The following is a 24833-nucleotide window of genomic DNA, read 5'->3' on the forward strand; positions in this document are numbered from 1 at the left end:
ACGTGCCGTGTACTGGGGCTGACCGCAATCGCAACGTGGGCATACATTCCGAAGCGAACCGGTGATGACGCCGGGCATCGGGGTCGGCGATGATGCCCCTGGGAACCCCACGCGAATGGGTGCGCCCCGAACGGCGCCGAGCACCATCGACTTCCTCGTCCGAGGAAGGTGAAGATCATGATCACTGAGCGGGCGGTCGCGCGGGCATCTGTCCCCGGGCCGCTGGCGGTAGGTCTCGCCGGGCTGTTCGCCGCGGCGATGGTGCTGTCGGTTGCGCCGACGGCCCGGGCGGAGGAGACCGTCGAACAGCAGATCGAGAAGTCGATCCTCCTGGTCGGCACAACGTACAGCGGGTACGTCCTCGTGCCCTACGACGATGGCAATGAGTGGGAGCCCGTCGAGGCGACGAGCCTCTGCACCGGGTGGTTCGCCAGCCCCGACGGTCACATCGTGACTGCCGGACACTGCGTCGACCCGGATGAGGGCCGATCCGCGCTCCTGGAGCAGTTGCTCGCGGAGCTCGGCCAGCCCGAGCTGTTCGAAGACGCGTATGCGAACTGGACGGTCGAGGGCGAAGCCGACGGCTCCGAGGTCGAACGCACGGTCCAGGTCATCCAACCGGGCGATGTCGAGGGGGCCGCGATCACGGGCGACCCGCTCACTGCGCAGGTCGTCGACTTCCAGTCCTTCGACGACGGCGACGTTGCGCTGCTCCGCGTGGCCGGGATGTCGGACACGCCGGCGCTCGCCATCGCCGAGGAGAATCCCGTCGTCGGCCAGGAGCTCACGGCGATCGGGTTCCCGGGGTCGGTCAGCAGCGTGGTCGACGGTGCGCGGATCCGAGCCTCGTTCAAGTCCGGCACCGCGTCGAGCCAGCAGGTCAGCACGGCGGGTGTCGCCGGCACCGAGGTGAACGCCGACATCAGCCCGGGCATGTCGGGCGGGCCGACCGTGGATCCGCAGGGCAGCGTCTACGGGGTGAACAGCTACCTGATCATCGGCGAGCAGCAGAACTTCAACTTCATCACCGATACTGACAACCTGCAGTCCTTCCTGACGAGCAACAACGTGCCGTTCACCGTCGCGGAGACCGTGGCCACCGGCGGTGAGGCCGCCGAACCCGAGAAGACGGATGACACGGCGGCGACGGGCGCCGGCCCGTTCGGCCTCCTCTGGCCGGTCATGGGCGGCCTGCTCGGGCTGGTGGTGCTCGCCGGAGCGGTCGTGCTCCTGGTCGTGCTGCTTCGACGTCGTCAGCCGCAGGCGGCGGGAGTCGCCGCGGCGCCGGTGCCGCCCGGGCCGCCGGTCGGCGGGCCGCCCGTCGCGGGTCCCGGACCGGTTCATCCCGGTGGCGGCGTGGCGCCAATGGCGCCGCCCGCCGCTCCGCCGGCCGCCCCGCCGATGGCACCGCCTGCTGCTGCGCAGCCAGCCGCCCCGTCGGCCGGGGCGCCCGCCGCGTTCGCCGGGCAGCCGACGGCTGCAGCCCCACCGCCTCCTGCGGCCGCGCCGGCTCCGCCACCCGCGGCTCCGGCTGCCGCGCCGCCGCCTCCCACGGCCGCGCCAAGCCCGCCGACCGCCGAACCGCAGACCCCGACCGCCCCGGCGACCGTCGTCTGCACCAACTGCGGAACGGTGAACACGGCAGGAGCCCACTTCTGTTCGAACTGCGGCACGCGCCTCCCCGAGGCGTGAGTCCCTGCGGGACGGCCGGGCTCCGGCCGTCCCGTCCTCCGACCCGACGGCGGTGCGCCGCCCCTACTGCTCCGACGCGTGCCCGTCGATCAGGTCCTGCGCGTAGTCGGGCACGATGTTCGACCAGTCCCGCGGCGGCCGCTCGTACCCGCCAGGCGCCGGACGCGGCGGGATCACGAGCGGCTCGGGCTCGACGCGCTCGTAGGGGATCTTCGAGATCAGGTGGTGCATCATGTTGATGCGCGAGCGCCGCTTGTCGTCGCTGCGCACCTCGTACCAGGGGGCCTCGGCGATGTCGGTGTGGATGAACATGTTGTCCTTGGCGCGGGAGTAGTCCTCCCACTTCGTGATCGACAGCACGTCGTTCGGGCTGAGCTTCCAGCGGCGCATCGGGTCGTCGAGCCGTGACCGGAACCGCTCCTCCTGCACGATGTCGGACACGCTGAACCAGTACTTCAGCAGGATGATGCCGTCCTCCACGAGCAGACGCTCGAAGATCGGCGTCTGGTGCAGGAACCGGTGGTACTCCTCGTTCGTGCAGTACCCCATGACTCGTTCGACGCCGGCCCGGTTGTACCAGGAGCGGTCCATGAGCACGATCTCGCCACCCGCCGGCAGGTGCGGCACGTACCGCTGGAAGTACCAGCGGGTCTTGTCGCGTGCGCTCGGCGTCGGCAGCGCCACGATCCGGGTGACACGGGGGTTCATGTACTCCGACACGCGCTTGATCGTGGAGCCCTTGCCCGCGGCATCCCGCCCCTCGAAGATCACCACGACGCGCGCACCCGACTGCTGCACCCACGCCTGCATGTCGACGAGCTTCGCCTGCAACGAGATGAGCTCCCGCTCGTACAGCGCCTTCGGCATCTTCTTGGTCATCCGGCACCCCCTCGCGATCGAAGCCTACGACCTCGGGCCTTCCCCGCGGCAGGCCCGAACTGGTAGCCATGAGCAATGGCCACCAACCTGACGAGCCCACCCCCTGAGCCGAACGCTCCGCTCATCCGCGGTGAATCGGCGACGGATGCCGCGCGCCGCGTGCTCGACGCGATCACCTACCTCACGCTCGCCACCGCCGACACCGCCGGTCGCCCCTGGGCCACTCCCGTGTGGTTCGCGGAGCGCGACCTGCGCGAGTTCATCTGGGTGTCGCGGTTCGAGACGCGCCACTCGCGCAACGTGGCCGAGCGGCCCGAGGTCTCGATCGCGATCTTCGACTCGACGGTGGCGGTCGGCGGCGCGATCGCCGTCTATGTCGAGGCGACCGCCGAGGAGCTCGCCGAGGGCGACCTGTCGGATCCGCTCGAGGTCTTCAACGAGCGCTCCGTCGCGCAGGGGTTGCGTGCCTGGCGTCCCTCTGACGTGAGCGGCTTCGCGCCGCATCGCCTCTATCGGGCGACCGCGTCCCACGCGTGGGTGCTCGACGAGGAGGAGCACCGGGTGCCGCTGCTGTAGGGCCTAATTTCGGTGGACAGTCGAGGTGCCTGGGCCCCCCGTTCAGGGTCAACCGGAACATCGCACCGACGTCGGCCGCGGCGTGAGGTCAGCCCGCGCCGCGTAGCCAACCCTCGACGACCTCGATGAAGGCGTCGGATGCCGTCGCGTGCACGTTGTGGCCCACCGGGATCGTGACGAGCGTGGCGTTCGGGATGTGCTCGGAGGCCACGACGAGCAGCTCCTGCGGCACGTGGCTCGTCGGCCCGCCGGCGACGATGAGCGTCGGCGCGGTGATGTCCGCGAGCGCCGGCCACGACGTCCGGTCGGGATCGTCGAGCTCCGCGTGGACCTGCGGCACGACCTCCCAGTCGAAGTCGAGCGGACCCTCGGGCCGAGCCGCCATCGGCCGCCCGTTGCGCGGGTACGGCGGGCACGCGTCCTCGACGACGAGCCGCGCGATGCGCTCGGGCTGCGCCTCCGCGACCAGGTAGGCGACGACACCACCCAGCGAGTGCCCGACGAGCACCACGTCTCGGGCGCCGAGCCCATCGAGCACGCCGAGCACGTCGTCACGCATCCGCTCGAACGCGTATTCGCCGGGCCACTCGCTTCGCCCGTGCCCGCGCAGGTCGACTGCCGCGACGCGATACGTCGAGGCGAAGTGCTCGGCGACCGCGCCCCAGTCAGCGGCTCGCTCGCCGAGCGCATGCAGCAGCACCATCCACGGCCCTCCCGGCTCACCCGACAGGTGCACGGCGATCCGGATGCCGCCGCCGACCTCGATGACCCGGTGCTCCATGCGCCCACGCTAGCTGCCGGACGCTGCGATCACCGCCGGACAGGAGTTGTGCTTCCGGGGAGCACCGCCACAACGCCACAACGCCACAACGCCACAACGCCACAACGCCACCCCGAGGCTCGGACCGAAACACGCCGTTGACGCCCCGCCGCCCGCACCACTAGTGTTCGAAAGCTGCGCATCCCGCGCAGCATCCCCGGAACTGGACGGAAGGACACGGCCGTGTATCTGCAGCGCACGTTCGATCAGCCTTCCATCGAGCGCGCCCGCACGGCGCAAGCTTGCACGGCGATGAATCGCCCGAGCGAACTCGACCAGCTTCTCGACCAGGCACCCTGACGCCGCGGCATCCGACCGCGACCTTCGTCACCCCGGTGCCCGTTCGAGGCCCGGGGTGCTTTCCTGTCTGCGCGCGACGGGAGCCCTCCGGGCTCGGGACATCCGCACAGCACACCAGACAGGAAAGGAACATGGAGACCATCTCGAAGCGGCTCGTCTCGTGGGCGAGCCTGATCGACGGCAAGACCGTCGACCAGGCCCGCACCTCGTCGACCATGCCGTTCATCTACCCGCACCTCGCGCTGATGCCCGACGCGCACCTGGGCCTCGGCGCCACGGTGGGGTCCGTCATCCCGACGCTCGGAGCGATCATGCCGGCGGCGGTCGGCGTCGACATCGGCTGCGGCATGATCGCGGTCCGGACGCAGTTCGCGGCATCCGACCTGCCCACCGACCGGCGACCGGTGCGGGAGCAGATCGAGCGGGCCGTCCCGCTCTCGGCGGGCAAGCAGAACCGCAAGGTCGTCGCGACCGCCGTGCCGCGGATCGCGGAGCTCGAGGCGCTCGCCGAGGCGAAGGGCTTCGACCCGTCACGGTACGCGGGGAACTGGCGAGAGCAGCTCGGTTCGCTCGGCAGCGGCAACCACTTCATCGAGGTGTCGGTCGACGAGCTCGACCGGGTGTGGCTGTTCCTGCACTCGGGCAGCCGGGGCGTGGGCAACAAGATCGCGCAGCACCACATCGCCGTCGCGAAGCGGCTGGCGAAGCAGTGGTGGATCGACCTGCCCGACCCCGACCTCGCCTACCTCGTCGAGGGTTCGCCCGAGTTCACGAGGTACATCGCCGAGCTCCGGTGGGCGCAGCACTTCGCGCTGCTCAACCGGGAGGAGATGATGGACCGCGTCGCGCGGCAGGTCGGCGAGTGGGTCGGGACGCCGGTGGAGGAGCAGGAGCGGATCAACTGCCACCACAACTTCACCGAGAGCGAGGAGCACTTCGGCAAGCGGGTATGGGTGTCGCGAAAGGGCGCGATCCAGGCCGACCTCGGTCGGCCGGGCCTCATCCCCGGCTCGATGGGCACCGCGTCATACGTGGTCGAGGGGCTCGGCCACCCGATGTCGCTCAACTCGTCGCCGCACGGCGCCGGCCGGGAGTACTCGCGGACGAAGGCCCGGCAGCTGTTCACCCACGAGCAGCTGCGGGAGGCCATGGTCGGCATCGAGTTCCGGGACACCGACGCGTTCCTCGACGAGATCCCGCAGGCCTACAAGCCGATCGACCGGGTCATGTCCGACGCGTCCGAGCTGGTCAAGGTGCGGCACGTGCTGCGGCAGCTCGTGAACGTGAAGGGCGACTGAGGCGAGGCGCGAGCGCTGAGCGCGAGCGGATGCCTCGGGCCGCGGCCCGCACGCAGGGGGAAGCGTGCGGGCCGCGGCCGCCGCCGGTGCCGCGCGCCCGGCCGCACCGGCCCGAACGCGGGCCTTGCGGGGCATCCGAGCCGAGGAGAAAACTGAGCCGCACGGCCGGCTGCGGCCGTGCACCGGGGGATCGGAGCCGATCATGCCCAGCCCGACTCGACGTGTTGTGGGCGGGATCGCCGGCGTCGCGGCATCCGTGCTCGTGCTCGCCGGCTGCACCGCCGGCCCGACCGACGCCGACGCCACCGACGCCGGAGGCACCCAGACCGCATTGCCCACGCCCGACGACGGCGGCGCGACGACGACGGATGCCGCGGTGCAGGCGATGCTCGACGACGCCGCGGCCGAGCACTTCGACGAGCACGCGCTGGGGTCGCTGCTCGTCGAGATCCGCATGGACGGCGAGGTCGCCGCGCAGGCCGCGCTCGGCGACGCGATGAGCGGCGTGCCCGTGACGCTCGACGGGCGGTTCCGCAACGGCGCGGTCGCGATCACGTACATGAGCACCGTGATGCTGGCGCTCGCCGAGGAGGGCGTGATCGACCTCGACGAGCCGATCGACGAGTACCTGCCCGACCTGCCCGAGGCCGACGAGGTCACGCCCCGGATGCTCGCGGACATGACCGCCGGCTATCCCGACCACGTCGCCAACGAGGGCTTCGTCGACACGCTCACGAAGGATCCGTTCATCGCCTGGACCACCGAGGAGCTCCTCGAACTCAGCATCGACCAGCCGCGCACGTTCGAGCCGGGTGAGAACTGGGACTACTCGCACAGCGGCTACGTCGTGCTCGGGCAGGTGCTCGAGGAGGCGACCGGGCAGCCGCTCGAGGACCTCATCGCCGAGTACGTGCTCGACCCGCTCGACCTCGACGACATCGTGGCGGACCAGGGCCCGGCGATCCCGTCGCCCGCCGTGCACGCCTTCACCGCGGAGCGCGGCACGTGGGAGGACTCGACGTTCTGGAACCCCTCGTGGACGATCGCCGACGGCGCGGTCGAGACCACCACGATCAGCGACATGGCGTCGAGCTTCGACGCGATCGTCGGCCGCGGCGAGGTGCTCGACGAGGAGTCGTGGCAGGCGATGATCGATCCGGTGCTCATCGGGTTCGGCGAGCCGCTCGACGGATGCCGCGCCTGCCACACCCTGGACGAGAACTACTCGTACGGGCTCGGCGTCGTCCTCAGCGGCGACTGGGTGAAGCAGACGCCCTCGTTCGGCGGCTACGCGAGTGCGGTCGTGACCCTGCCCGCCTCGCGCGCCGAGGATGAGCGCTCGGTCACGATCGCGGTCGCGGTGACGTACACGCACGACTCGCAGGAGGACTGGCTCGGGTCGCTGCCGAACCTCGCCGAGCCGCTCGCGCTGTCGCTCGCCGCGGAACTCGTGCCGGATGACCCGCCGCCGACGGCGCCGGCATCCGAGTGAGTTCGCGGCTCACGATTGGCGCAGAAGGGCTTCAGCCCCGCGGCATCCGACGCGTACGCTCGACCCTGTGACGAATCCGAAGCCCAGCTCAGCTCCTGTCCCCGTCGACGACACCACCCGCGCCGCGATCCTCAACGCCGAGGTCGCCCGCTACGCGAACCAGGGCTGGACCGTCAGCTCGGTCTCCGCCGGCCAGGCCGTGCTCCAGCGCAAGAAGCGCATCGGCTGGTTCTGGAACCTCCTGCTCGTGCTCATCACCGCGGGCCTCTGGCTCATCGTGATCATCATCCGCGTCGTCAACCGCAAGATCGAGACCAAGATCGTGCGGGTCGACGCGTACGGACGCGTGTCGGTGAGCTGACGGTTCACGAACCGAGCGGATGCCGCGGAGTCGCGGCATCCGCACGATCGTGTCAGTCGTGAACGGCAATTCATGAGGAATCCTCGCGTCTAGAGGCCCAGAGCGGTACGTTCGACGCGATGGCGCGCCGTTCCCTCGCCGAGGTGTTCGACCCGAAGGCGAACTCGCTCAACTTCATCCGGCTCGTGCTCGCGGCCGGCGTGATCTTCTGGCACGCCTTCCCCCTGTCGGGTGCGGAGGTGGAGTTCGCGCCCGCCCGGCAGCTCCTGGGCCAGATCTGGGTCGACGGCTTCTTCGCGGTCTCGGGATTCCTGATCGTGGGCGCGTGGATGCGCGATCCCGACTGGGGTCGGTTCCTCGCCGCGCGAGTGCTGCGCATCTTCCCCGGCTACTGGACGTGCCTGATCATCACCGCGTTCGTGCTGGCGCCGCTCTCGGCACTGATCGCCGACGGGCTGTGGCCGTGGCAGTCCATCGGCCCGTCGAACGGGTCCTACGTCATCTCCAACGCGGTCCTCTCGATCAACCAGACCGGCATCGATGGAACCCTGACGGACGTGCCGTATCCCGACGCGTGGAACGGCTCCCTCTGGACGCTCCGCTGGGAGTTCCTCTGCTACCTCGGGGTGCTGGTGCTCGGACTCACGCGGCTCCTCACCAGGCGGCTGGTCGTCCCCGCCCTGTTCGTGCTCGCCGTCATCGGTTCGATCGCGGCCCGATTCGTCGACGTCTCGTTCGTGCAGCTCGACGTCGTCGCCCGGTTCGCCCTCATGTTCCTCGCCGGCGCCGTCGTCTACCTCTACCAGTCGCGGATCCCCGTGAACTGGCCGATCCTGGCCGGCTGCGCGGCCGCCGTCGCCGTCACCATGTTCCTCCCCGACTACCGCGTGCTCGGCGCGCTCCCACTCGCCGTACTGCTCCTCGGCGTCGGCGCGCTCATCAAGTCGCCCAGGCTCCGATTCGCCAACGACATCTCCTACGGCGTCTACGTGTACGCGTTCCCCGTGCAGCAGATCCTCGCGACCCTCGGCGTCTATCGGTGGGGCATCCTCCCCTTCGCGCTCATGGGACTGGCGTGCACGATCCCGCTCGCGGCGGCGAGCTGGTTCATCATCGAGAAGCAGGCCATGCGGCTGCGCCCGCGCAAGTACGCACCGAAGACCGTGCAGGAGCTCGTCGTCGACGAGAACCGGTACATCAAGTGACGGATGCCGCCGCATCCACCCGCCATGTCATTCGGCGCGCTGCAACTCGCGAGCCACTGCCAAACGAGGATCCCGATTTTGGCATCCGCGAAGTGTTGACGCACGGCTCCGACTGCGTCTAACGTCTGATCAAACGTTTTGGCAAAACGTTTAGGCAACGCACTCCATACTCCCCCATCACGCCACAGACATGAATGGAGCCGAAGTGATGAAGCTTCGCACCCGCACGACGGCGCTCGCCAGGCGCACCCGCCTCACCCTCTCACTCGCCGCCCTCAGCGCCGCGGCCCTCGTGCTCTCCGGCTGCGGCGTCGGCGACGGCGACGGGGCGGCAGCCGGCGACGACGAGCTCACCGTCCTCGTCGAGGGCGGCGGCCTCGCCGAGCTGCAGCCGGTCGCCGACGCCTACAAGGCGGAGACCGGCACGACCGTGACCCTCCTCGAGCTGCCGTACGACGGCCTCTACGACCGCATCTCGTCAGAGCTCGCCTCGGGCCAGGTGTCCTTCGATATCGCCGCGCTCGACGCGATCTGGCTGAGCGCCTTCGCCGACGGTGTCACGCCGCTCGACGACCTGTTCACCGACGACGTGAAGTCCGACCTGTTCCCAGGCCTCGTGAGCGAGGCGCAGGTCGACGGTTCGTTCGTCGGCATGCCGGTCTGGACCAACTCCGAGATCCTCTTCTACCGCACGGACCTCTTCGAGGACCCGGCCGAGCAGGCCGCCTTCAAGGCGAAGTACGGCTACGACCTCGCCCCGCCCACCGACTGGGAGCAGTACCGCGACGTCGCCGAGTTCTTCACGCGCGACACCGACGGCGACGGCCAGGTCGACCTGTACGGCACCGACGTGAAGGGCGCGGTCGAGACCGAGTGGCTCGCGACGGTCTCGCAGGCCGGGGAGGAGCACATGGTGCTCGACCCCGAGAGCGGCGAGGTCACCATCGACGACGCCGAGCACCTCGAGGCGCTCGACTACTACACGAGCCTGCTGCCGTTCGCGCCGTCGGGCGCGGCGCAGCTCGATTGGGCCGGCGCGCAGAACCTCTTCTACCAGGGTCAGCTCGCCATGATGCGGTTCTGGGGCCACGCCTACAGGGGCACACCCGACGACGCGGTCGTGAAGGACAGCATCGGAGCCGCCCCCATGATCGCCGGCCCCGGCGGCATCGCCGGTGTGCCGGGGGCCTGGTACCTCTCGGTGCCGACCGCCACGAAGAAGCAGCAGGAGGCGAAGGACTTCATCGCCTACGCCTACGAGCACAACGACCTCTCGATGGACTCGTGGCTCGGCCTCGCCGCGCGCATCTCGGCGTTCGAGTCGAAGCAGGGCGAGGAGGGCAAGGAGCACTACGCCGCCCTGCTCGAGACACTCAACGCGCCGCAGACTCTCGCCCGACCGGCCACGCCCGAGTGGCAGGAGATCGTCGACACGGTGCTCACGCCGCTGCTGCAGAAGGCGGTGGAGCCGGGCGCCGACAATGCCGCGCTCCTGTCCGAGGCGAAGGCCCAGATCGAGGCGATCGTCGAGTAGCTCCATGCGCACCACGATCAGCACCACGTCGGCCGGGGCGGCGCACGCCGCCCCGGTCCGGCGGCCCGATTCCCAGGCGACGGATGCCGCGGCATCCGTCGACGCGGGCGAGCACCCGACCGACCACCGCAACGGCTCCGACGCGGGCGACCCACGGATGCCGCGCGCCACCGTCGACCGACCCCGACGCCGCCCCATGAGCGACCGGCGATTCGCACTCCTGCTCATGATGCCGGCCGCGATCTTCCTCGCGGTGTTCGTCGGCTGGCCGCTCGTGAAGTTCATCACCGACAGCTTCTTCGAGATCTCGCCCATCGCGGGTGGCCCCCGGGAGTTCGTCGGATTCGACAACTACGCGACCGCGTTCGGGTCCGAAGCCTTCCAGAACGCCGCCTGGCGCACGGTGGTCTACACCGTGATCGTCGTCACGGCCGAGTTCCTGCTCGGGCTCGCCGTCGCGCTGCTCTTCACGGCGCTGGGCCGCCAGTCCAACGTGTTCCGAACCCTCTTCATGTACCCGCTCATGATCGCGCCCGTCGTGGCCGGCCTTCTCTGGCGATTCCTGCTGATCGACAACTTCGGCATCGTGAACCAGCTCCTGTTCGAGTGGGGCATCCTGCAGTCGCCCGACCAGATCCAGTGGCTGAGCGACCCCGACATCGCGCTGTTCTCGGTCGCCCTGCCCGACATCTGGCTCACGACGTCGTTCATCACCCTGGTGCTGTTCGCCGGATTGCAGAACATCCCCGGCGACGTGATCGAGGCCGCGCGGATCGACGGTGCGAACTACTGGCGACTGCTGATCAGCGTCATCATTCCCCTGCTGCGACCCGTGATCGCCGTCGCGCTCATCGTTCGCGGCATCGATGCGGCACGAGCCTTCGACATCATCATCATCCAGACCGACGGCGGCCCGCAGGGCAGCACCACGACGCTCAGCCTGCTCATCTACCGCACGCTCACCCGCTTCGGCGATCCCGGACTGGCGAGCGCGATGGGCACCGTCTACCTCATCGCGATGCTGGCGGTCTCGCTCGTGGCGATCGCACTGATCTGGCGCCCGGGAGGGAACGCACGATGAACCCCCTCGAGACCCGCGCACGCGTGAGTCGCGTCATCCTCTGGGCACTGCTCGCCTTCGCGATCGTGCTCTACGGCTTCCCGTTCGCCTACCTCCTGCTCACCTCGTTCAAGACCCCGCTCGACGCGATCGCCGTTCCACCCTCGGTGATGCCCGAGGTGTGGACGCTCGACAACTACGAGTCGGCGCTCAGCCACCAGGGCGTTCCGGCGGCGCTCGTCAACAGCGTCATCACGGCCGTGATCTCCACCGCGCTCTCGCTCGTGCTCGCGGTGCCCGCGGCGTACGCGATCACGCGCTTCCGCACGCCCAGCGGACGAGTGTTCATCGTCGCGGCGCTCGTCACCCGAATGGTGCCGACCATCGCGATCGGCGCCCCGCTCGTCGAGGTCATGCGCAACCTGGGCCTCACCGACACCTCGTTCGGCCTGGCGCTCGCACACACGACGATCTCGCTCCCGCTGTCGATCTGGCTCATGGCGAGCTTCTTCGAGGCGGTACCCGACGAACTCGACGAAGCGGCGAAGGTCGACGGATGCACCAGGCTGCAGGCGCTCTGGAGGGTCGTGATCCCCGTGGTCACCGGCGGCATGGCCGTCACGGCGATCTTCGCGTTCCTCGCCTCGTGGAACGAGTTCCTCTTCGCCCTCCTGCTCACCAGCGTCCGGGCCCAGACCACGCCGATCGTGATCGCGAACTTCCAGACGCAGTTCGGCCTCGACTGGGGCGGGATGACGGCGCTCGCCGCGGTCTACTCCATTCCCGTCATCCTGCTGACCCTCATCCTCCAGCGTCACATCGTCGCCGGACTGACCCTCGGCGCCGTCAAGGGCTGACGAACCGAGACCCGAACGGAGAACGCATGCCCGGCAGCAACGCCTACGACGTGACGACCTGGCCGCATGGCGACCCCTACGACGACATCGGCGCGGTGATCAACGGCATCATCGCCGACGTGAAGGCACGCCAGGCCGAATCGCACGCCGACGGCCGGGGGAAGCCCGGCGCGGTCATCCACATCCCGCCCGGGGATTACCGCCTTCGCACGCAGGTGCTCATCGACCGCAGCTTCCTGCGCATCCAGGGCGCAGGGCACGGGTTCGCCTCGTCGAGCATCCGCTTCAACATGCCGGAAGGGGAGTGGCCCGGGCTGCACGAGCTGTGGCCTGGGGGCAGCCGCATCATGGTCGACATCCCCGCCGACCGCATCCGGAGCGAAGCGGATGGCGCGGCCTTCCGCGTCGCGCGAAGCGGCAGCCCCAGGATCAGCTCGGTGGAGTTCGTGGACTTCTGCATCGACGGGCTGCACTTCGCCTCGGCCGGCCCGGAGGAGCCGGCCGGCGGCCCGGCCGATAGCGCCGGCGGCAATCCCGAGAACTCCTACGCCAACGGCAGGACCGGCGTCTTCGTCGAGACGGCGAACGACTCGGTGCGCATCACCGGCATGGGCTTCGTGTACCTCGAGCACGCCATCACGATCTGCAACGCCGACGCGCTCTCCATCCACGACAACTTCATCGCGGAATGCGGGAACTGCATCGAGCTGCGCGGCTGGGGGCAGGCATCGAAGATCACCGACAACCTGATCGGAGCCGGCCCGGACGGCCACTCGATCTACGCCGAACACCATGGCGGCCTGCTGATCACCGCGAACAACGTCTTCCCCCGCGGTGCGAGCAGCATCCACCTGCACGGGGTCCGGCGTTCGAGCGTGACGAACAACCGCCTGCACTCGTTCTACCCGGGCATGGTCGTGCTCGCGGCGGACAGCTCCGAGAACCTGGTCGCCTCGAATCACCTCCTGCGCGACCACGAGCCGTGGACGCCCTTCGTCGGCATCGACAACGGGCTCGACGACGTCGCGGGCCTGCTCAGCATCAGCGGCAGCAACAACAGCGTGATCGGCAACCACATCTCGGAGGTCGTCAAATCCGGTCGCATCCGACCGAGGGGGGCGACCCCCGTGATCATCCGACTCGTCGAGGGACACGGCAACTACATCGCCGGCAACCACGTCGTGGCGATGGATGTCACCGCCACGCCGAGCGACTCGGCCTTCGAAGCCCAGGTCGACGCCCTCTTGGCGGAGGAGTCCCAGGCGCTCGAGGTGACCGCCGTCCTGGTCGATGCCGCATCGACGCGGAACACGATCCTCGATTCCGGCCGCGCCGACCAGGTCATCGTCGACACCGCGGTGAACGCCGTCCGGGCGACGCCGCCGGTGGGGGACGGCGCGCTCACGCGCGCGTCGCCCGACCTGCAGGCGCTCCGCGGCGGCATCCGGTGACGAATGCACCTGACGAACAGGCTGCTCGGCGGCGCGGCGTCGGCGAAGACGCGGGCCCGAGGCGGTTCGAGATGGTACGAAGGGAGGCGGTGAGATGAGGAGACGGATGCCTCGCAAGCAGGTCGGAATCCGCGATGTCGCGGCCGCCGCCGGTGTGTCGGTGACGACCGTGTCGCACGTGCTCAACGACACCCCTCACACGCGCACCAGCGACGAGACCAAGTCACGCGTGCGCGAGGCCGCGGCCCGGCTCGGCTACCACCCGAACCGGCTCGCGCGTGGCCTTCGCACGCAGGCCTCGGGCATGGTGGGCCTGCTCACCGAGGAGATCGCGACCACGCCCCACGCCGGTCGCATCATCCTCGGCGCGCAGGAGGAGGCGAGCCGGCACAACCTCACGCTCGCGATCATCAACTCGACGCTGCGGCACGACCCCGACGTCGAGCCGTCGGAGGTGCAGGCCTTCCTCGACCGGCAGGTCGACGGGATCATCTACGCCACCGTCTACCACGACGAGGTGGTCCTGCCCGAGCAGATGCACGCCGTGCCATCGGTGCTCATCGGCGCGCGCGACCGCGACGGCGAGGTGCCGTCGATCATGCCCGACGAGCGCGCGGGCGCGGCATCCGTCATCGACCTGCTCGTGCGCCTGGGCCACCGGCGCATCGCCTTCGCCGCGACCTCGGTGGATGTGCCCGCCACGCGCGGGCGCCTGCGCGGCTACCGAGACGGCATGATCGCCGCCGGGCTCGACCCGTCGGCGCATGTCGTCGAGGCGGTGTCCGAGGCGGCCGGCGGCTACGAGGCGACGATGGCGCTGCTCGACGAGGGCCGCCGCGCCGAGGACCGCCCGACGGTCGTGTTCTGCTACAACGACCGCATGGCGATGGGCGCCTATCGCGCCGCGGCCGAGCTGGGGCTGTCGGTGCCGGCGGATGTCTCGGTCGTCGGCTTCGACGACCAGGCGCCCATCGCGGGCAGCCTGTTCCCGGCGCTGTCGACGGTGGCGCTGCCGCATTACGAGATGGGCGCTTGGGCGGTCGCGACGCTCGCCGCGATGATCGAGGGGCGCGACGAGCCGGAGGTCGCGGGGCCGTTCCCGACGCTGCTGCCGTGTCCGATCGTCGAGCGCGGGTCCATCGCCGTGCCGGCGCGCTGACTGGCGCGTCCGGTTCTGTATCTCCCTGCTCCGAATTCCGCTCCGAATTCTGTTCCCACTCCTACTCCGGCTCCTGCTCCTGCTCCTGCTCCTGCTCCTGCTCCTGCTCCTGCTCCTGCTCCTGTTCCACCGGGTCGACCCCCGCGCAACGCCGCGACGGCTCGCCCGAACCCTGCACACGAAAGGCCTCCGCACATGCTCCGACTCGCCGCATCCTGGGTGTGGGACTTCTGGTTCGCCGACGACGGCGACCGCTTCCACCTCTTCTTCCTCAAGGCGTCGCGGGCTCTGCACGACCCCGACCGCCGCCACTGGCGCGCGACAATCGGGCACGCCGTCTCGACCGACCTCGTGCACTGGACCGAGGTCGCCGACGCGATCGTCCCCTCCGACTCGCCGGCCTTCGACGACCTCGCGACCTGGACGGGCTCCGTCGTGCGCGGCGACGGCGGCACCTGGCGCATGTTCTACACGGGCGTCGACCGCGCCGGTGGCGGTCTGGTGCAGCGCATCGGTGTCGCGACCTCCGACGACCTCATGACCTGGTCGACGACCGGCAGGGCCCTCGTCGGGCCCGATCCCCGCTGGTACGAGCAACTCGCCGACGGCGCCTGGCCCGACGAGGCGTGGCGCGACCCGTGGGTGTTCCCCGATCCGTCGGGCGAGGGCTGGCGGATGCTCGTGACCGCGCGCGCGAACGTCGGCGAGCCGTCGTCACGGGGCGTCGTCGGCACCGCGTGGTCGGCCGACCTCGAGCAGTGGCTCGCCGAGCCGCCACTGTCGACCGCCGGCTCGGGCTTCGGCCAGCTCGAGGTGCTGCAGCTCGAGCAGGTGGATGGACGCTGGGTCCTGCTCTTCTCGTGCCTCGGCTCGGAGCTCGCGGCCGAGCGCCGGGCGGCGGGGGAGCACGGCGGCATCTGGGCCGTGAACGTCGACGACCCGGCCGGACCGTTCGACATCGCCAGCGCCTATCGACTCGCGGACGAGACGCTGTACGTCGGGCGCCTCATCCGCGACCGCGATGGTCGGTGGCAGCTCATGGCATTCCGCAACACCACGCCCGACGGTTCCTGGGTCGGCGAGATCACCGACCCGATGCCGGTCGCGTGGGTCGACGGCCGGCTGAGCGTGGCGACGGATTCCGCGGGCCTGCCCTCGCACGTCACTGTGGCCGACGAGGCGCGGGCGGATGCCTGATCGCTGGGAGGCGATGCGTCGCCCTGCTCGCTCGACCGAGGTGAAACGCTGGACTCGCTGAAGCTCATGCCGCGACGTCGGTTCGGGCCGGCGAGAACCGGGCTCGTCCGCCGAGCCGGGGCGTCTGCGTGACGTCGACGTGCGGTGGCGGGATGAACCAGACCTCGCTGAGGCCGGCGCGGATGTCCCACCCTTCTCGATGTATCTGGTGGTGGCAGAAGCTGCAGAGCATCACACCGTTGCTCAGGTCGGTCGGCCCGGCATCGCGTTCCCACCACCGGATGTGGTGGGCGTCGACGTAGGCGATGTTCTGGCCGCACGAGGCGCAGCCGCCGTCGCGCTCGGCGAGGGCGAGGCGCTGCGCACGGCTGAAGAGTCGGGCCGAGCGGCCGAGGTCGAGCGGAATGCTTTCGCCGCCGAGAACGGCGGGGATGAGCTGCGCATCCGCCGACATGCGCCGGGCGGTTCCCGCTGAGACGGGCTGGTCGATGCCATCGATGCTGGCGTGGCCGAGGCCGTCCCGGAGGGTGTCGAGGTCCAGCCGGATGACGACGGTCGTCTTCGCGAGCGGCGCGAGTGTCTGCTCGCAGCCGAGGGCATGTCGGGCGAGCGCTGCGAGCGCATCGGCCTGTATCTGCGGGATCGAGCGCTGGTCGTCGACCACGACGCCCGAATCCACCTCGGCGGGCTCGCGGCGTCGGAGCACATCGCTCACGAGCGCCTCGATCGCGGCCTTGACCGGGGCCGCATTCTCGGGATCGAGGCGCGCATGCAGGTGCACCATGCCCGCGGTGTCCTGCCGGATGGTGAGCGACCGTTCGCTGCGGAGTTCCTCCTCGCGCGGTTCGACGCCATCGCGGTCGAGCCTCGCCTCGGCTTCGCGGATGCCGCGCATGAGCAGCTCGAGCGGAACCCTGCCGGCGAGGTCCACCAGCACCGCTTCGGTGGAGTCGGCCAGCACCGGATCGGCACGCATGCGCACGCGATCGAGCATGGCGGTGATCGCGGATGCCGCGTCGACACCGATGGCGCCCGAATCGAGCGCCCCGGCGACGTGGGGATGCCTCGACGGGAGCCGCTCACCGCTGATGCTCTGGCGCTCGGCCGTCGCGGTGCCGACGGCGATCAGCCGCGCGGCATCCGTTCTCGATGCGCCAGTCGATGCGGCGATGAGCCGCACCGGACTGTGGAATCCTTGCGCTCTCGCAAGGCTGGACTCGCCCGAGTCGCGGCTCGACCGCTTCGACACCTCGGCGGCCACGCGCGCGAGCAGCCCTTCGGCATCGCGTCGCAGGCGCGCGAGCGAGTCGGTCACGCGAACCAGCCCCTCGTCGCTCATCTGCTCGACCTCGACCTGGGTCGACCCCTCGATCGCGCCGAGCGCGGGCATCGCACCGGCCCACGCCGCCCGCAGCTCCTCGACGTCATGCGCGAGGGGCTGCAACGGCTGCTTCATGACTCCATTTTGCATCGACCCACTGACATTCGAACGGGACCGATAGCCCTCCTGATCAGGCATATTCGCTGTGGACAACTGTGAGCGGAGCGCCCCTGTGGAGGACGAGTGCGAGGAGGACGAGTGCGCGGAAGACGAGGAGAACGGTGATGAGTGCGACGACCACGGTGCGGCCGTGAACCGATTCGGGCAAACCGGCAGGATCCTCAGCTCGCGGGAATCAGGATCGAAGGCGCCGCCGACCACAGCACGACGAAGGCAACCGGGATGGCCGCCACAATTGCGGCAGCACAGAGCTGCCGCAGCCGGCGCGCACGCCCGACGGCGGAGTGCAGTCGATCGAACGCGGCAAGATCGACGACGTCGACCCCGGCATCCGCTGCCACGCCGGCGGCCGGGCCGCGACCGTCGCGATGTGCTGCCCCTGCTCGGGTGTCAGGGTCGACGGATGCCGTGGCATCCGCCCGCCGTGTCATTCGGCGCGCTGCAAACCCGCGAGCCTCGGCGCGGCAGTACGCTGCCGCTCGGACGGGCGGCTCGCCCGCGATGAGGAGGGCGGACATGGTTCCCGAGATCAACTACTGGGCGGTGCTGCTGGCGACGGCCTCGAGCATGGCCGTCGGCGCGATCTGGTACGCGCGTGGCGTGTTCGGAACCCGTTGGGCGAAGCTCGCGAAGGTCGACATGGACCGCCCGGGCGCGAGCGCGGTGCTGCCGCTCGTCGTGACCGTGCTCGTGAGCTTCGTGTCGGCCTGGGTGCTGGCGGGCGCCTCGACGATCGCGTGGCACTTCTACGGCGGCAGCTACCTGTGGTCGGCGCTCCTGACGGCGCTGATCCTGTGGGCGGGCTTCACCGCCGCCCGTTTCATCACCCACGACGCGTTCGAGGGTCGGCCGTGGTCGCTCACGCTGCTGAACATCCTGCACGAGCTCGTGACCTTCGTCGTGATGGGCCTCATCATCGGGCTCTGGCCGACGGCGGGCACGGTCTGAGGGCGTCTACCGAGTCAATAGCGCGCTCATCGCGGCCAACGACGCCGTGACGAACACGAACGGCATCGCGGCGACCGCCGCGAGCACCCACAGGATCCGACGTCGCCGGGCGCGACCGACCGCCGCATGGAGCCGGTCGAACGCAGCGTGATCCACGGCCTCGACCTCCGGCGTCCGCTTCCACGCCGCGGGCCGAGCCGCGACCGTGGCGACGTGCCGCACCTGCTCGGGCGTGAGTGTGACCGGCTGACGCTGCAGCCAGCGCACCAGTTCGTACTCGCGTAGCACGGCGACGTCGGTCGGCCGCTCGCGCACCGTCATTCCCTTGGCGCCGACGATCGCGACGATCGGCGTCACGTCGACGAGCATCCGCGCGGCGACCGACAGCAGCTTCGACGTGCGCCTCGCCTCGAACGCAGCGTTGCGCAGGTGGTCGGTGCGCTGCCCGTTCACGAGCAGGCGCTTGGCGCCCAGCCACACGTTCTGGCCGCGGTGATGCTTGGTGTTGATCGTGAACACCCCGGCGGGTCCGATGACGACGTGGTCCAGGTCGCTCGCGCCGGTGCCGATCGGCACCGAGTGCAGCACATACCAACCCGGTCCGAGCGTGTCGAGCCGCCGCGCCACCTCGAGCTCGCCGAGCGCGCCGACGTACCAGGGCTCGGCCTCACGCCCGAGCGGCGAGACCCCGAACAGCCGCTGGGCTGCGTTGTTCGGCGTCACAGTCGACTGTATGCGAAGGCACTCGCCGATGACGGATGTCGCGGGCGGGCGCAGCCCGAGCGACTGGTCGACGGTTGGCTCGTTCGTCATGGGCGCGCGGGTCTCGGTTTCGGTCGGCGGTAGGGTCGCTCGATCCTCCCAATGGGGTGACCCAATGGGGAGTCCCCCATCGGGGGTTCCCAGTCCGCGATGCAGAATGCAAATCGGCTACAGAGGCGTCCGTCAGCTTGCTGCACTGCCTGTGGCGGTTTGGAATGCTTCGACGACCTCCTGCGGCAGGCGTCCGCGAACACCCACCGAGTACCCGTTCTCAAGCGCCCACCTGCGGATCAATGCCGGCGACGGGCCCGAGTAGGCAGCGGACGCGGCCGCAGCATCCTGGTCGGGGATCGGGCTGATTCGTTCTGGAGAGTCAGGCGCGGACGAGCGTGCCGGATTCCTCGATGACGACGACGCCTCCGCCGGCTGCAGGTGTGCGAGCAGCTTTTCGAACGTGGCGGGATCGACGAGTCGGGTGTTCAACTCGAGTGCCCTGCGCAGCTTCGTTCCGGCGAAGGATCCGTCGGAGACGAGCATCGCCGTCATGCGTGAGACGTTGCCCATGACTCGCACGCCGAGCTCCGAAGCGCGTCGCTCCAACCGATCCCGCATCGCTTCGTCGCAACCGGTGAACGCGACCTTGTGCCCCACACGGAGCGGCTCGCCATGCGTCCAGTCAACCGGAAGTGCCTGGAGGGCAGCGCCAAGGCGTGCAGCCCGCGAAGCATCCGCCTGCTTGATGATCTCGGACACTGCGGCCGAGTCGACGTCGAGCAGTTCCGCGACCCCGTTCAACTGGGTTCGCTCGTCGTTCGACACATGACCGTCGTCGAGGGCCCGATGTGCGAGCGCAAGCACGAAGGCCCGGTTCGCGGCTCGGATGTCGGCAGCGTTCAGTTCGTAGATCGCGGCGTGGTCGTTCAGCACGACCGCCTCCTCGTGGGAGATCTCGCCGTCCTCGAGCGCCTCGAGGAGCGTCTCGAGGTAGGTCATCGTGCCCTCAGGAGCGCCCTCGTCGAGCACGTCGAGCAGGCTCAGCCCCGACAGTTGCTGCAGGAGCGGCGGCTGCATCGGACGAGGCGGAGTGACACGGATCGGCCAGCTGTTAATCGGTACCGCTGCAGCCGAGGGCATCCGAGGCTCGCGCACCGGCCCTGACGGCCACGAAAGCACTCGAGCTTGCTGTGGGAGGTCGAGCAGATCGCGATGGACTGCTCGTCCTGACCCTCCAGCGAGATAGTGCCGAAGCAGACCGGCGGTCGCTCTCGCGTCGCCGAGCGCCGAGTGTGCGTTGCTCAACGTGACGCCCGTCGCCCAACAACAATCGGCCAAGCGCCTGCGGTCCATATCGGGCAGGTAGTGACGGCTGCCGTTGAGGGTGCAGTACGACGCCAGCTCGGGCAACTCCCAGCCGGCAAGCGTGAACTCCGCACGAAGGAAGGAGAGATCGAACCGGGCATTGTGGGCCGCGATCGGCAGGCCCTTCAGTCGACCAGCGACGTCTCCCGCAAGGTCGCGAAACAGCGGCGCGTCTGCGACATCCGCATCGGTGATTCCATGGATGTGCGTTGCTCCGACGGGTCCCTGAGGGTTGAAGCGGCTCGTCCATTCATCGACGATCACGCCTTGCGCGTCCACGCGGACGACGGCGAGCTCGAGCACGCGACTGGTCTTGGGGGAGAGTCCCGTCGTCTCGACGTCGATGATCGCGAAGGCCGGTATGAGCTGCTCGAGTAGACCGGCATCCGTCTGGCGGGGAGGCGCAGGCTGGGGCGGAGAAGCGGGCTGGCGCGGAGGGGCCGGCTGGCGCTGAGGGGCAGGCTGGCGGCGGTCGGTTCGGCCGAAAAGCCAGTCGAAGAAGCTCATGCTGTTCTTTCGTAGGGAAGGGTTCAGCGGGGGTCTCGCTCATCTTCCGGTACCCGCGCATGGCTCGCGCCCTCGACACGCGGCCCCTTCCGCCGACCCCGTGATTGTTCCGATTCCGTATGGCCGCGCCCTCGATCCGTCACGAGAGCGAGGCGTCGCTGGGACGCGTTCGAGCTGATCCCACGTAGCGTGTCGGCGGCGCACGCTAACGTCTTCTTCAGGTTCACGAGTGGCAGCTGTCGGTACCTGGCCGGCTGCCCGGCAACCCCCTCCGTCGAGCGGGGTGCCCCAGGGGAAGAACCGGCCCGCGGCATCCGTCTCGGGCAAGTCGACGGAGGTGACGCGCCTCCGAGCGAGGAGTGAACCATGCACGTATACAGGGACTTCGAGACGGCCGTCGAGGCGCTGAGGCGATCGCCCGGATACACGCGGAAGCGAGAGAAAGACCCGTGGGGCTCCGTGCCCAATTCGCTGCGCCTGGACTGGTGCCGGGCGCTGCTGGACTTCCCGACCTTCTTCCCGGGCGCAGCGAGAATGGCCTGGACCGCGAAGATCATCAGGTCGGACCGTGCGAGCACCGTGCACCAGTGGGCGTGGCAGGCCGACGACTTCCACCGCATCGGCTTCACGGCGAACGACTGGTACCTGCTGCGACTCTGCGTCGATCGGCGGCTGACGACGATGCTCGAGAAGGGCGACGGCCGCCTCGTGATCGACACGCAGCGCTTCGGATATCCGACGATCGTGCTGATCGCGGACCACTGGACGGACTGGAAGCCGCTGCTTCGCTCCGGCGTCACGCCGCAACGTGCGCTCGACCTGATCGTCGACGGTGACCGTAGCGCGTGGCCGGGCGGCGCGATCATCGACCTCGACGGCGGCACGCTCATGTCGTCCTGAGTCCGAAGCGGCCGCCTCGCGACACTCGTTGCGAGGCGGCCGGCCGGCATTCAGTACCCGAGCGCGGTCGTGAGCTGCTGCTGCAGCGACCGGATGCGTGCGTGTGCATCGGGCAGCAGCGTCTCGATCACGATGTCGACGATGAAGAACGCTTCGTCCTCATTGCCGGGGCACTCCGGATCCGTGCATCGGCACGGATAGTTCAGGTCGAGGAACTCGGCCACGCGGGCCACGGCGATCTGCTGCTGGGTCATGTTGCTTCCTTCGTTTCATGTCGTGGTACGACAACCGGCCGCAGGAGTGCGGCGCGGATTCAAAGGAAGGAGCGATGTGAAGGACATCGTGCCACAAGCCCACGACAGTGGCACGACGAACCAGCTAGGGACTCCCACGGGCAAGGTGTCGATCTTCCGTCTCCCCGTTCGACGCATGAGTAGAAGCATCCGTTCGAGGCATCTGCTTCGGGCAGGAAACGAAGCTCAAGCAGAGCGACGACCTAGGAGACGACATCATGTCAACACCCCGGGCACTCCGGCCCCTCCGCAACCCGGCCTACCGCTGGCTCGCCGCCGCGCTCGTGGCGTCGATGGTGGGCGCCGGCATCTGGATGGTCGCGCTCGTCTGGCAGATCGTCGCGATCGGCGGCGGCGCGGCCGAGCTGTCCCTCGTCGCCGGGGCATCCGCAGTGGGCATGCTGCTGACCACGCTGCTCGGCGGTGCACTCGCCGATCGGATGTCGCAGCGCCGCATCCTGCTCGTCGTCGAGGTCGTGAGGGCCGCCAGTGTCGGCATCGTCGCACTGCTGTCGCTCGCCGGTGCCCTCGAGGCGTGGCAGCTCGCGGCAGTCGCGTTCGTCGGCGGCGTCATGGCCGGCCTCTATTACCCCGCGTACTCGGCGCTGCTGCCGAGCGTGCTGCCCGAGGACCAGCTCATGGCCGCGAACGGCTTCGAGGGCATGGCGCGTCCGGTGCTCATGCAGGCCGGCGGGCCGGCGCTCGCGAGCGCGCTGATTGCGATCGCGTCGCCGGGTGCCGCTCTCGCCGTGGCTGCGCTGACCAGCGTCGCGGCGGTCGTGTTCATCCTGAGGGTGCCCGAAGTGCCGCTGCGCGGCGAGCGCCCCGAGCGTGCGAACGCGGATGCGGGCGCGAACGACGGCGCGGGCAACGCCGCCCCGCGGCATCCGGCCGTCGCCCTGCTCGTCGACGTGGCCGCTGGCTTCCGCTACATTGTGCGCACGCCGTGGCTGCTCGGCACGCTGACCTTCGCGTCGCTGCTGATCTTCCTGATCATGGGGCCGTTCGAGGTGCTCGTCCCATTCGTGATCAAGGACCGGGCCGCCGGCGGCCCCGACGATCACGCTCTGATCCTGGCGGCGTTCGGCATCGGCGGTGCGGTCGGCTCGGCCATCATCGCATCGCTCCGGATGCCGCGCCGCTACCTCACCGTGATGAACCTGCTCTGGGCGTTCGGATGCCTCCCGCTGGCGGTGTTCGGCCTGACCGACCAGATGTGGGTCATGGCGATCGCGGCGTTCCTGGTCGGCGCGGCCTTCAACGGCGGTGTGGTGATCTGGGGCACGCTGCTGCAGCGCCGCGTCCCGCCGGAGATGCTCGGCCGCGTCTCGAGCCTCGACTTCTTCGTCTCGCTCGCGTTCATGCCGATCTCGATGGCCGTCGCCGGTCCGGCGGGGGAGTCGCTCGGGCTGCCGGTGGTGTTCCTCGTCGCAGGGATCGCGCCCCTAGTGATCGGCGTCGTCGCGATCATCGCGGCACGGATGACGCGCGACGAGATCGCGAACCCGATCGACGCGGGCGGGGCTCCGGCAGCGGGACGAGCCGTCGAGGACGACGGCGAGGAGCGGATTCGATCCGCCAGCGAGCTCGTCCCGAGCGTCGCCTGACGTGGTTGCGATCGCCCGGACGGCCTACGCCGCTCGGACGGTCACCTGGCTTCAGGCGCCCGTCGACCGCCGCTCGGCCGTCCGCCGGAGACGATCGACATCGAGGCCGAGCAGCTCGAATCGCTCCCGAAGTGCAGCCGCCGCATCCGGATTCGTCGCTCCCAGGCAGTCGGCCACTCGGAGGCCTTCGTTGCTCACCTCGGTCAGCGAGGCCATCAGCGACGCGGCGGCGGACGCCGGGAGGGTGATCGCCCCCTCCGACTCCGATGCATCGGTCACTTCGCCGACCTCGACCACGTAAAGCAGTGCATTTCCGAGCGCCGCGCGCTCGCCGGCGCACGGGCCGCCCGGTCCGGGGTCCGTCTCGACGTCGAACCCCTCCGATGCAACGCCGGCGCTTCGCAGATACACGTCGGCCTCCCCGTCCGACGCGAGGATTCGCATGATCTCGGGGTACTCGGCCTCGGTGATCTCGACCGTCGGTTCGAGTTCGGATGCTCCATCAGCCATCTCGATCGCCCCTTCCGGCAAGAGAACAGCCCAGCGGTCCGGAATCTACTCCGGGCTCCCGTGTGCGGCAACGGTGGTGTCCGCGGTGACTCGACCGAGGCAGATCGCGACGGCCAAGCGCTCGCGCGCGGCATCCGTCGCCATAGTCGTCGCTCAGCCCCGCTCGTGGATCGTGACCTGGTACCCGTCGGGGTCGGCGAAGGTGAACGTGCGCCCGAAGGGGCCGTCGATGGGAGCGGACGTGATCGCGGCGCCGCTGCTGACGAGATGGTCGTGCATCCGCTGCACGTCGTGGGCGCGAACCCAGAGGCCGATGCCGGCGCCCGGCTGGGCGAGCGAGTCGAGGTCGAAGCCCGGCAGCGGTTCCCGCACCGCGAAGGGGATGGGCTGGGTGGCGAAGACGACCGCGTGGGGCGGCGAGACCTCGGCACGATCGAGGCCGAGGTGCTGTTCGTAGAACGCGGCCGAGCGCTCGAGGTCGCGCACCTGCAGCGAGATGAAGTCGGGTCCGATGGCGGACATGTGGAGCCTCCTTGAGTGTCAGAGTATTGACATAAAGAACGGT

The 24833-nt window shown here is 69.6% G+C and carries 24 protein-coding genes and 1 riboswitch; of the genes, 15 read left to right on the top strand and 9 right to left on the bottom strand.

The genetic code is table 11. The annotated features are described in order from the left end of the window. Positions 1-177 precede the first annotated feature (177 nt). Positions 178-1692: a trypsin-like peptidase domain-containing protein gene (locus tag ACFVN5_RS04420; RefSeq protein ID WP_376953485.1), complete on the top strand. Its 1515-nt coding sequence runs from the start codon at positions 178-180 to the stop codon at positions 1690-1692. A 63-nt stretch (positions 1693-1755) separates the two neighbouring features. Here ACFVN5_RS04420 and ppk2 read toward each other — a convergent pair whose 3' ends face one another. Beyond that, positions 1756-2571: a polyphosphate kinase 2 gene (gene ppk2, locus ACFVN5_RS04425; RefSeq protein ID WP_376953486.1), complete on the bottom strand. Its 816-nt coding sequence runs from the start codon at positions 2569-2571 to the stop codon at positions 1756-1758. 75 nt (positions 2572-2646) lie between these two features. Between ppk2 and ACFVN5_RS04430 the strand changes: the two genes are divergently transcribed. Continuing rightward, positions 2647-3147, top strand: a complete 501-nt coding sequence (locus ACFVN5_RS04430; RefSeq protein ID WP_376953488.1) for a pyridoxamine 5'-phosphate oxidase family protein — start codon at positions 2647-2649, stop codon at positions 3145-3147. A gap of 88 nt (positions 3148-3235) precedes the next feature. Here ACFVN5_RS04430 and ACFVN5_RS04435 read toward each other — a convergent pair whose 3' ends face one another. Then, positions 3236-3928, bottom strand: a complete 693-nt coding sequence (locus ACFVN5_RS04435; protein ID WP_376953491.1) for an alpha/beta fold hydrolase — start codon at positions 3926-3928, stop codon at positions 3236-3238. Between the two features lie 470 nt (positions 3929-4398). Between ACFVN5_RS04435 and ACFVN5_RS04440 the strand changes: the two genes are divergently transcribed. The 10 genes from ACFVN5_RS04440 to ACFVN5_RS04485 all read left to right on the top strand — a co-directional run bounded on the left by ACFVN5_RS04440 (position 4399) and on the right by ACFVN5_RS04485 (position 15881). Next, positions 4399-5565 carry an RtcB family protein gene (locus tag ACFVN5_RS04440; protein ID WP_376953493.1) on the top strand — a complete coding sequence of 389 codons (1167 nt, stop codon included), beginning with the start codon at positions 4399-4401 and terminating at the stop codon, positions 5563-5565. Between the two features lie 202 nt (positions 5566-5767). After that, the gene (locus tag ACFVN5_RS04445) at positions 5768-7057 is read left to right on the top strand and encodes a serine hydrolase domain-containing protein (RefSeq protein WP_376953495.1); all 1290 of its coding nucleotides are present in this window, start codon (positions 5768-5770) and stop codon (positions 7055-7057) included. A 67-nt stretch (positions 7058-7124) separates the two neighbouring features. Continuing rightward, positions 7125-7418 carry a hypothetical protein gene (locus tag ACFVN5_RS04450; RefSeq protein WP_376953497.1) on the top strand — a complete coding sequence of 98 codons (294 nt, stop codon included), beginning with the start codon at positions 7125-7127 and terminating at the stop codon, positions 7416-7418. Between the two features lie 119 nt (positions 7419-7537). Continuing rightward, positions 7538-8623, top strand: coding sequence for an acyltransferase family protein (locus ACFVN5_RS04455; RefSeq protein WP_376953498.1), 1086 nt, complete (start codon positions 7538-7540; stop codon positions 8621-8623). Positions 8624-8831: 208 nt separating this feature from the next. Further along, positions 8832-10157, top strand: coding sequence for an ABC transporter substrate-binding protein (locus ACFVN5_RS04460; RefSeq protein ID WP_376953499.1), 1326 nt, complete (start codon positions 8832-8834; stop codon positions 10155-10157). A 196-nt stretch (positions 10158-10353) separates the two neighbouring features. Beyond that, positions 10354-11238: a carbohydrate ABC transporter permease gene (locus ACFVN5_RS04465; protein WP_376954312.1), complete on the top strand. Its 885-nt coding sequence runs from the start codon at positions 10354-10356 to the stop codon at positions 11236-11238. After that, positions 11235-12074, top strand: coding sequence for a carbohydrate ABC transporter permease (locus tag ACFVN5_RS04470; protein WP_376953502.1), 840 nt, complete (start codon positions 11235-11237; stop codon positions 12072-12074). The genes ACFVN5_RS04465 and ACFVN5_RS04470 overlap by 4 nt, the downstream gene beginning before the upstream one ends. Before the next feature lie 26 nt (positions 12075-12100). Next, a complete protein-coding gene (locus ACFVN5_RS04475) occupies positions 12101-13525 on the top strand; it encodes a NosD domain-containing protein (protein ID WP_376953504.1) in 1425 nt (474 codons plus the stop codon). 106 nt (positions 13526-13631) lie between these two features. After that, positions 13632-14684, top strand: coding sequence for a LacI family DNA-binding transcriptional regulator (locus tag ACFVN5_RS04480; RefSeq protein ID WP_376953506.1), 1053 nt, complete (start codon positions 13632-13634; stop codon positions 14682-14684). A 195-nt stretch (positions 14685-14879) separates the two neighbouring features. Continuing rightward, positions 14880-15881, top strand: coding sequence for a glycosyl hydrolase family 32 (locus ACFVN5_RS04485; protein ID WP_376953508.1), 1002 nt, complete (start codon positions 14880-14882; stop codon positions 15879-15881). Between the two features lie 64 nt (positions 15882-15945). On the opposite strand, the gene ACFVN5_RS04490 is transcribed toward ACFVN5_RS04485, so the two are convergent. Together ACFVN5_RS04490 and ACFVN5_RS04495 are read right to left on the bottom strand one after the other, a co-directional pair. Then, complete coding sequence (locus ACFVN5_RS04490; RefSeq protein ID WP_376953509.1) at positions 15946-17583, bottom strand: DUF222 domain-containing protein; 1638 nt, start codon at positions 17581-17583, stop codon at positions 15946-15948. Continuing rightward, positions 17544-17723, bottom strand: coding sequence for a hypothetical protein (locus tag ACFVN5_RS04495; protein ID WP_376953511.1), 180 nt, complete (start codon positions 17721-17723; stop codon positions 17544-17546). The genes ACFVN5_RS04490 and ACFVN5_RS04495 overlap by 40 nt, the downstream gene beginning before the upstream one ends. A 175-nt stretch (positions 17724-17898) precedes the next feature. Between ACFVN5_RS04495 and ACFVN5_RS04500 the strand changes: the two genes are divergently transcribed. Further along, positions 17899-18330: a DUF1761 domain-containing protein gene (locus tag ACFVN5_RS04500; RefSeq protein ID WP_376953513.1), complete on the top strand. Its 432-nt coding sequence runs from the start codon at positions 17899-17901 to the stop codon at positions 18328-18330. 6 nt (positions 18331-18336) lie between these two features. Here ACFVN5_RS04500 and ACFVN5_RS04505 read toward each other — a convergent pair whose 3' ends face one another. Then, on the bottom strand, positions 18337-19143 hold the full coding sequence (locus tag ACFVN5_RS04505; protein WP_376953514.1) for a nuclease-related domain-containing protein: 807 nt from the start codon (positions 19141-19143) through the stop codon (positions 18337-18339). 132 nt (positions 19144-19275) lie between these two features. Continuing rightward, the gene (locus ACFVN5_RS04510; protein WP_376953515.1) at positions 19276-20958 is read right to left on the bottom strand and encodes a histone-like nucleoid-structuring protein Lsr2; all 1683 of its coding nucleotides are present in this window, start codon (positions 20956-20958) and stop codon (positions 19276-19278) included. Between the two features lie 221 nt (positions 20959-21179). Next, a riboswitch (SAM riboswitch) is annotated at positions 21180-21294 on the top strand. 30 nt (positions 21295-21324) lie between these two features. Here ACFVN5_RS04510 and ACFVN5_RS04515 point away from each other — a divergent pair. After that, positions 21325-21858 carry a hypothetical protein gene (locus ACFVN5_RS04515; protein WP_376953517.1) on the top strand — a complete coding sequence of 178 codons (534 nt, stop codon included), beginning with the start codon at positions 21325-21327 and terminating at the stop codon, positions 21856-21858. Positions 21859-21908: 50 nt separating this feature from the next. Here the strand turns inward: ACFVN5_RS04515 and ACFVN5_RS04520 are convergent, their stop codons facing one another. Continuing rightward, positions 21909-22112: a hypothetical protein gene (locus ACFVN5_RS04520; RefSeq protein ID WP_376953519.1), complete on the bottom strand. Its 204-nt coding sequence runs from the start codon at positions 22110-22112 to the stop codon at positions 21909-21911. Between the two features lie 257 nt (positions 22113-22369). On the opposite strand from ACFVN5_RS04520, the gene ACFVN5_RS04525 reads away from it, so the two are divergent. Beyond that, positions 22370-23758, top strand: coding sequence for an MFS transporter (locus ACFVN5_RS04525; protein ID WP_376953522.1), 1389 nt, complete (start codon positions 22370-22372; stop codon positions 23756-23758). 51 nt (positions 23759-23809) lie between these two features. On the opposite strand, the gene ACFVN5_RS04530 is transcribed toward ACFVN5_RS04525, so the two are convergent. Further along, entirely contained in the window at positions 23810-24268 is a 459-nt protein-coding gene (locus ACFVN5_RS04530) for a hypothetical protein (RefSeq protein WP_376953524.1), read from the bottom strand. Between the two features lie 153 nt (positions 24269-24421). Further along, positions 24422-24790 (bottom strand): VOC family protein, encoded by a 369-nt coding sequence (locus ACFVN5_RS04535; protein WP_376953526.1) that lies wholly within the window; start codon positions 24788-24790, stop codon positions 24422-24424. Positions 24791-24833: the final 43 nt, after the last annotated feature.

It is taken from the genome of Agromyces sp. NPDC057865 (assembly GCF_042796995.1).
In the GTDB taxonomy this organism is placed as follows: Bacteria; Actinomycetota; Actinomycetes; order Actinomycetales; family Microbacteriaceae; genus Agromyces.

Coding starts and splice junctions, on each gene's coding strand:
- ACFVN5_RS04470 (WP_376953502.1), top strand. CDS start 11,235: ATGAACCCCCTCGAGACCCGCGCACGCGTGAGTCGCGTCATCCTCTGG.
- ACFVN5_RS04430 (WP_376953488.1), top strand. CDS start 2,647: ATGGCCACCAACCTGACGAGCCCACCCCCTGAGCCGAACGCTCCGCTC.
- ACFVN5_RS04515 (WP_376953517.1), top strand. CDS start 21,325: ATGCACGTATACAGGGACTTCGAGACGGCCGTCGAGGCGCTGAGGCGA.
- ACFVN5_RS04420 (WP_376953485.1), top strand. CDS start 178: ATGATCACTGAGCGGGCGGTCGCGCGGGCATCTGTCCCCGGGCCGCTG.
- ACFVN5_RS04520 (WP_376953519.1), bottom strand. CDS start 22,112: ATGACCCAGCAGCAGATCGCCGTGGCCCGCGTGGCCGAGTTCCTCGAC.
- ACFVN5_RS04465 (WP_376954312.1), top strand. CDS start 10,354: ATGAGCGACCGGCGATTCGCACTCCTGCTCATGATGCCGGCCGCGATC.
- ACFVN5_RS04525 (WP_376953522.1), top strand. CDS start 22,370: ATGTCAACACCCCGGGCACTCCGGCCCCTCCGCAACCCGGCCTACCGC.
- ACFVN5_RS04440 (WP_376953493.1), top strand. CDS start 4,399: ATGGAGACCATCTCGAAGCGGCTCGTCTCGTGGGCGAGCCTGATCGAC.
- ACFVN5_RS04460 (WP_376953499.1), top strand. CDS start 8,832: ATGAAGCTTCGCACCCGCACGACGGCGCTCGCCAGGCGCACCCGCCTC.
- ACFVN5_RS04455 (WP_376953498.1), top strand. CDS start 7,538: ATGGCGCGCCGTTCCCTCGCCGAGGTGTTCGACCCGAAGGCGAACTCG.
- ACFVN5_RS04485 (WP_376953508.1), top strand. CDS start 14,880: ATGCTCCGACTCGCCGCATCCTGGGTGTGGGACTTCTGGTTCGCCGAC.
- ACFVN5_RS04505 (WP_376953514.1), bottom strand. CDS start 19,143: ATGACGAACGAGCCAACCGTCGACCAGTCGCTCGGGCTGCGCCCGCCC.
- ACFVN5_RS04530 (WP_376953524.1), bottom strand. CDS start 24,268: ATGGCTGATGGAGCATCCGAACTCGAACCGACGGTCGAGATCACCGAG.
- ACFVN5_RS04480 (WP_376953506.1), top strand. CDS start 13,632: ATGCCTCGCAAGCAGGTCGGAATCCGCGATGTCGCGGCCGCCGCCGGT.
- ACFVN5_RS04445 (WP_376953495.1), top strand. CDS start 5,768: ATGCCCAGCCCGACTCGACGTGTTGTGGGCGGGATCGCCGGCGTCGCG.
- ACFVN5_RS04510 (WP_376953515.1), bottom strand. CDS start 20,958: ATGAGCTTCTTCGACTGGCTTTTCGGCCGAACCGACCGCCGCCAGCCT.
- ppk2 (WP_376953486.1), bottom strand. CDS start 2,571: ATGACCAAGAAGATGCCGAAGGCGCTGTACGAGCGGGAGCTCATCTCG.
- ACFVN5_RS04500 (WP_376953513.1), top strand. CDS start 17,899: ATGGTTCCCGAGATCAACTACTGGGCGGTGCTGCTGGCGACGGCCTCG.
- ACFVN5_RS04535 (WP_376953526.1), bottom strand. CDS start 24,790: ATGTCCGCCATCGGACCCGACTTCATCTCGCTGCAGGTGCGCGACCTC.
- ACFVN5_RS04435 (WP_376953491.1), bottom strand. CDS start 3,928: ATGGAGCACCGGGTCATCGAGGTCGGCGGCGGCATCCGGATCGCCGTG.
- ACFVN5_RS04475 (WP_376953504.1), top strand. CDS start 12,101: ATGCCCGGCAGCAACGCCTACGACGTGACGACCTGGCCGCATGGCGAC.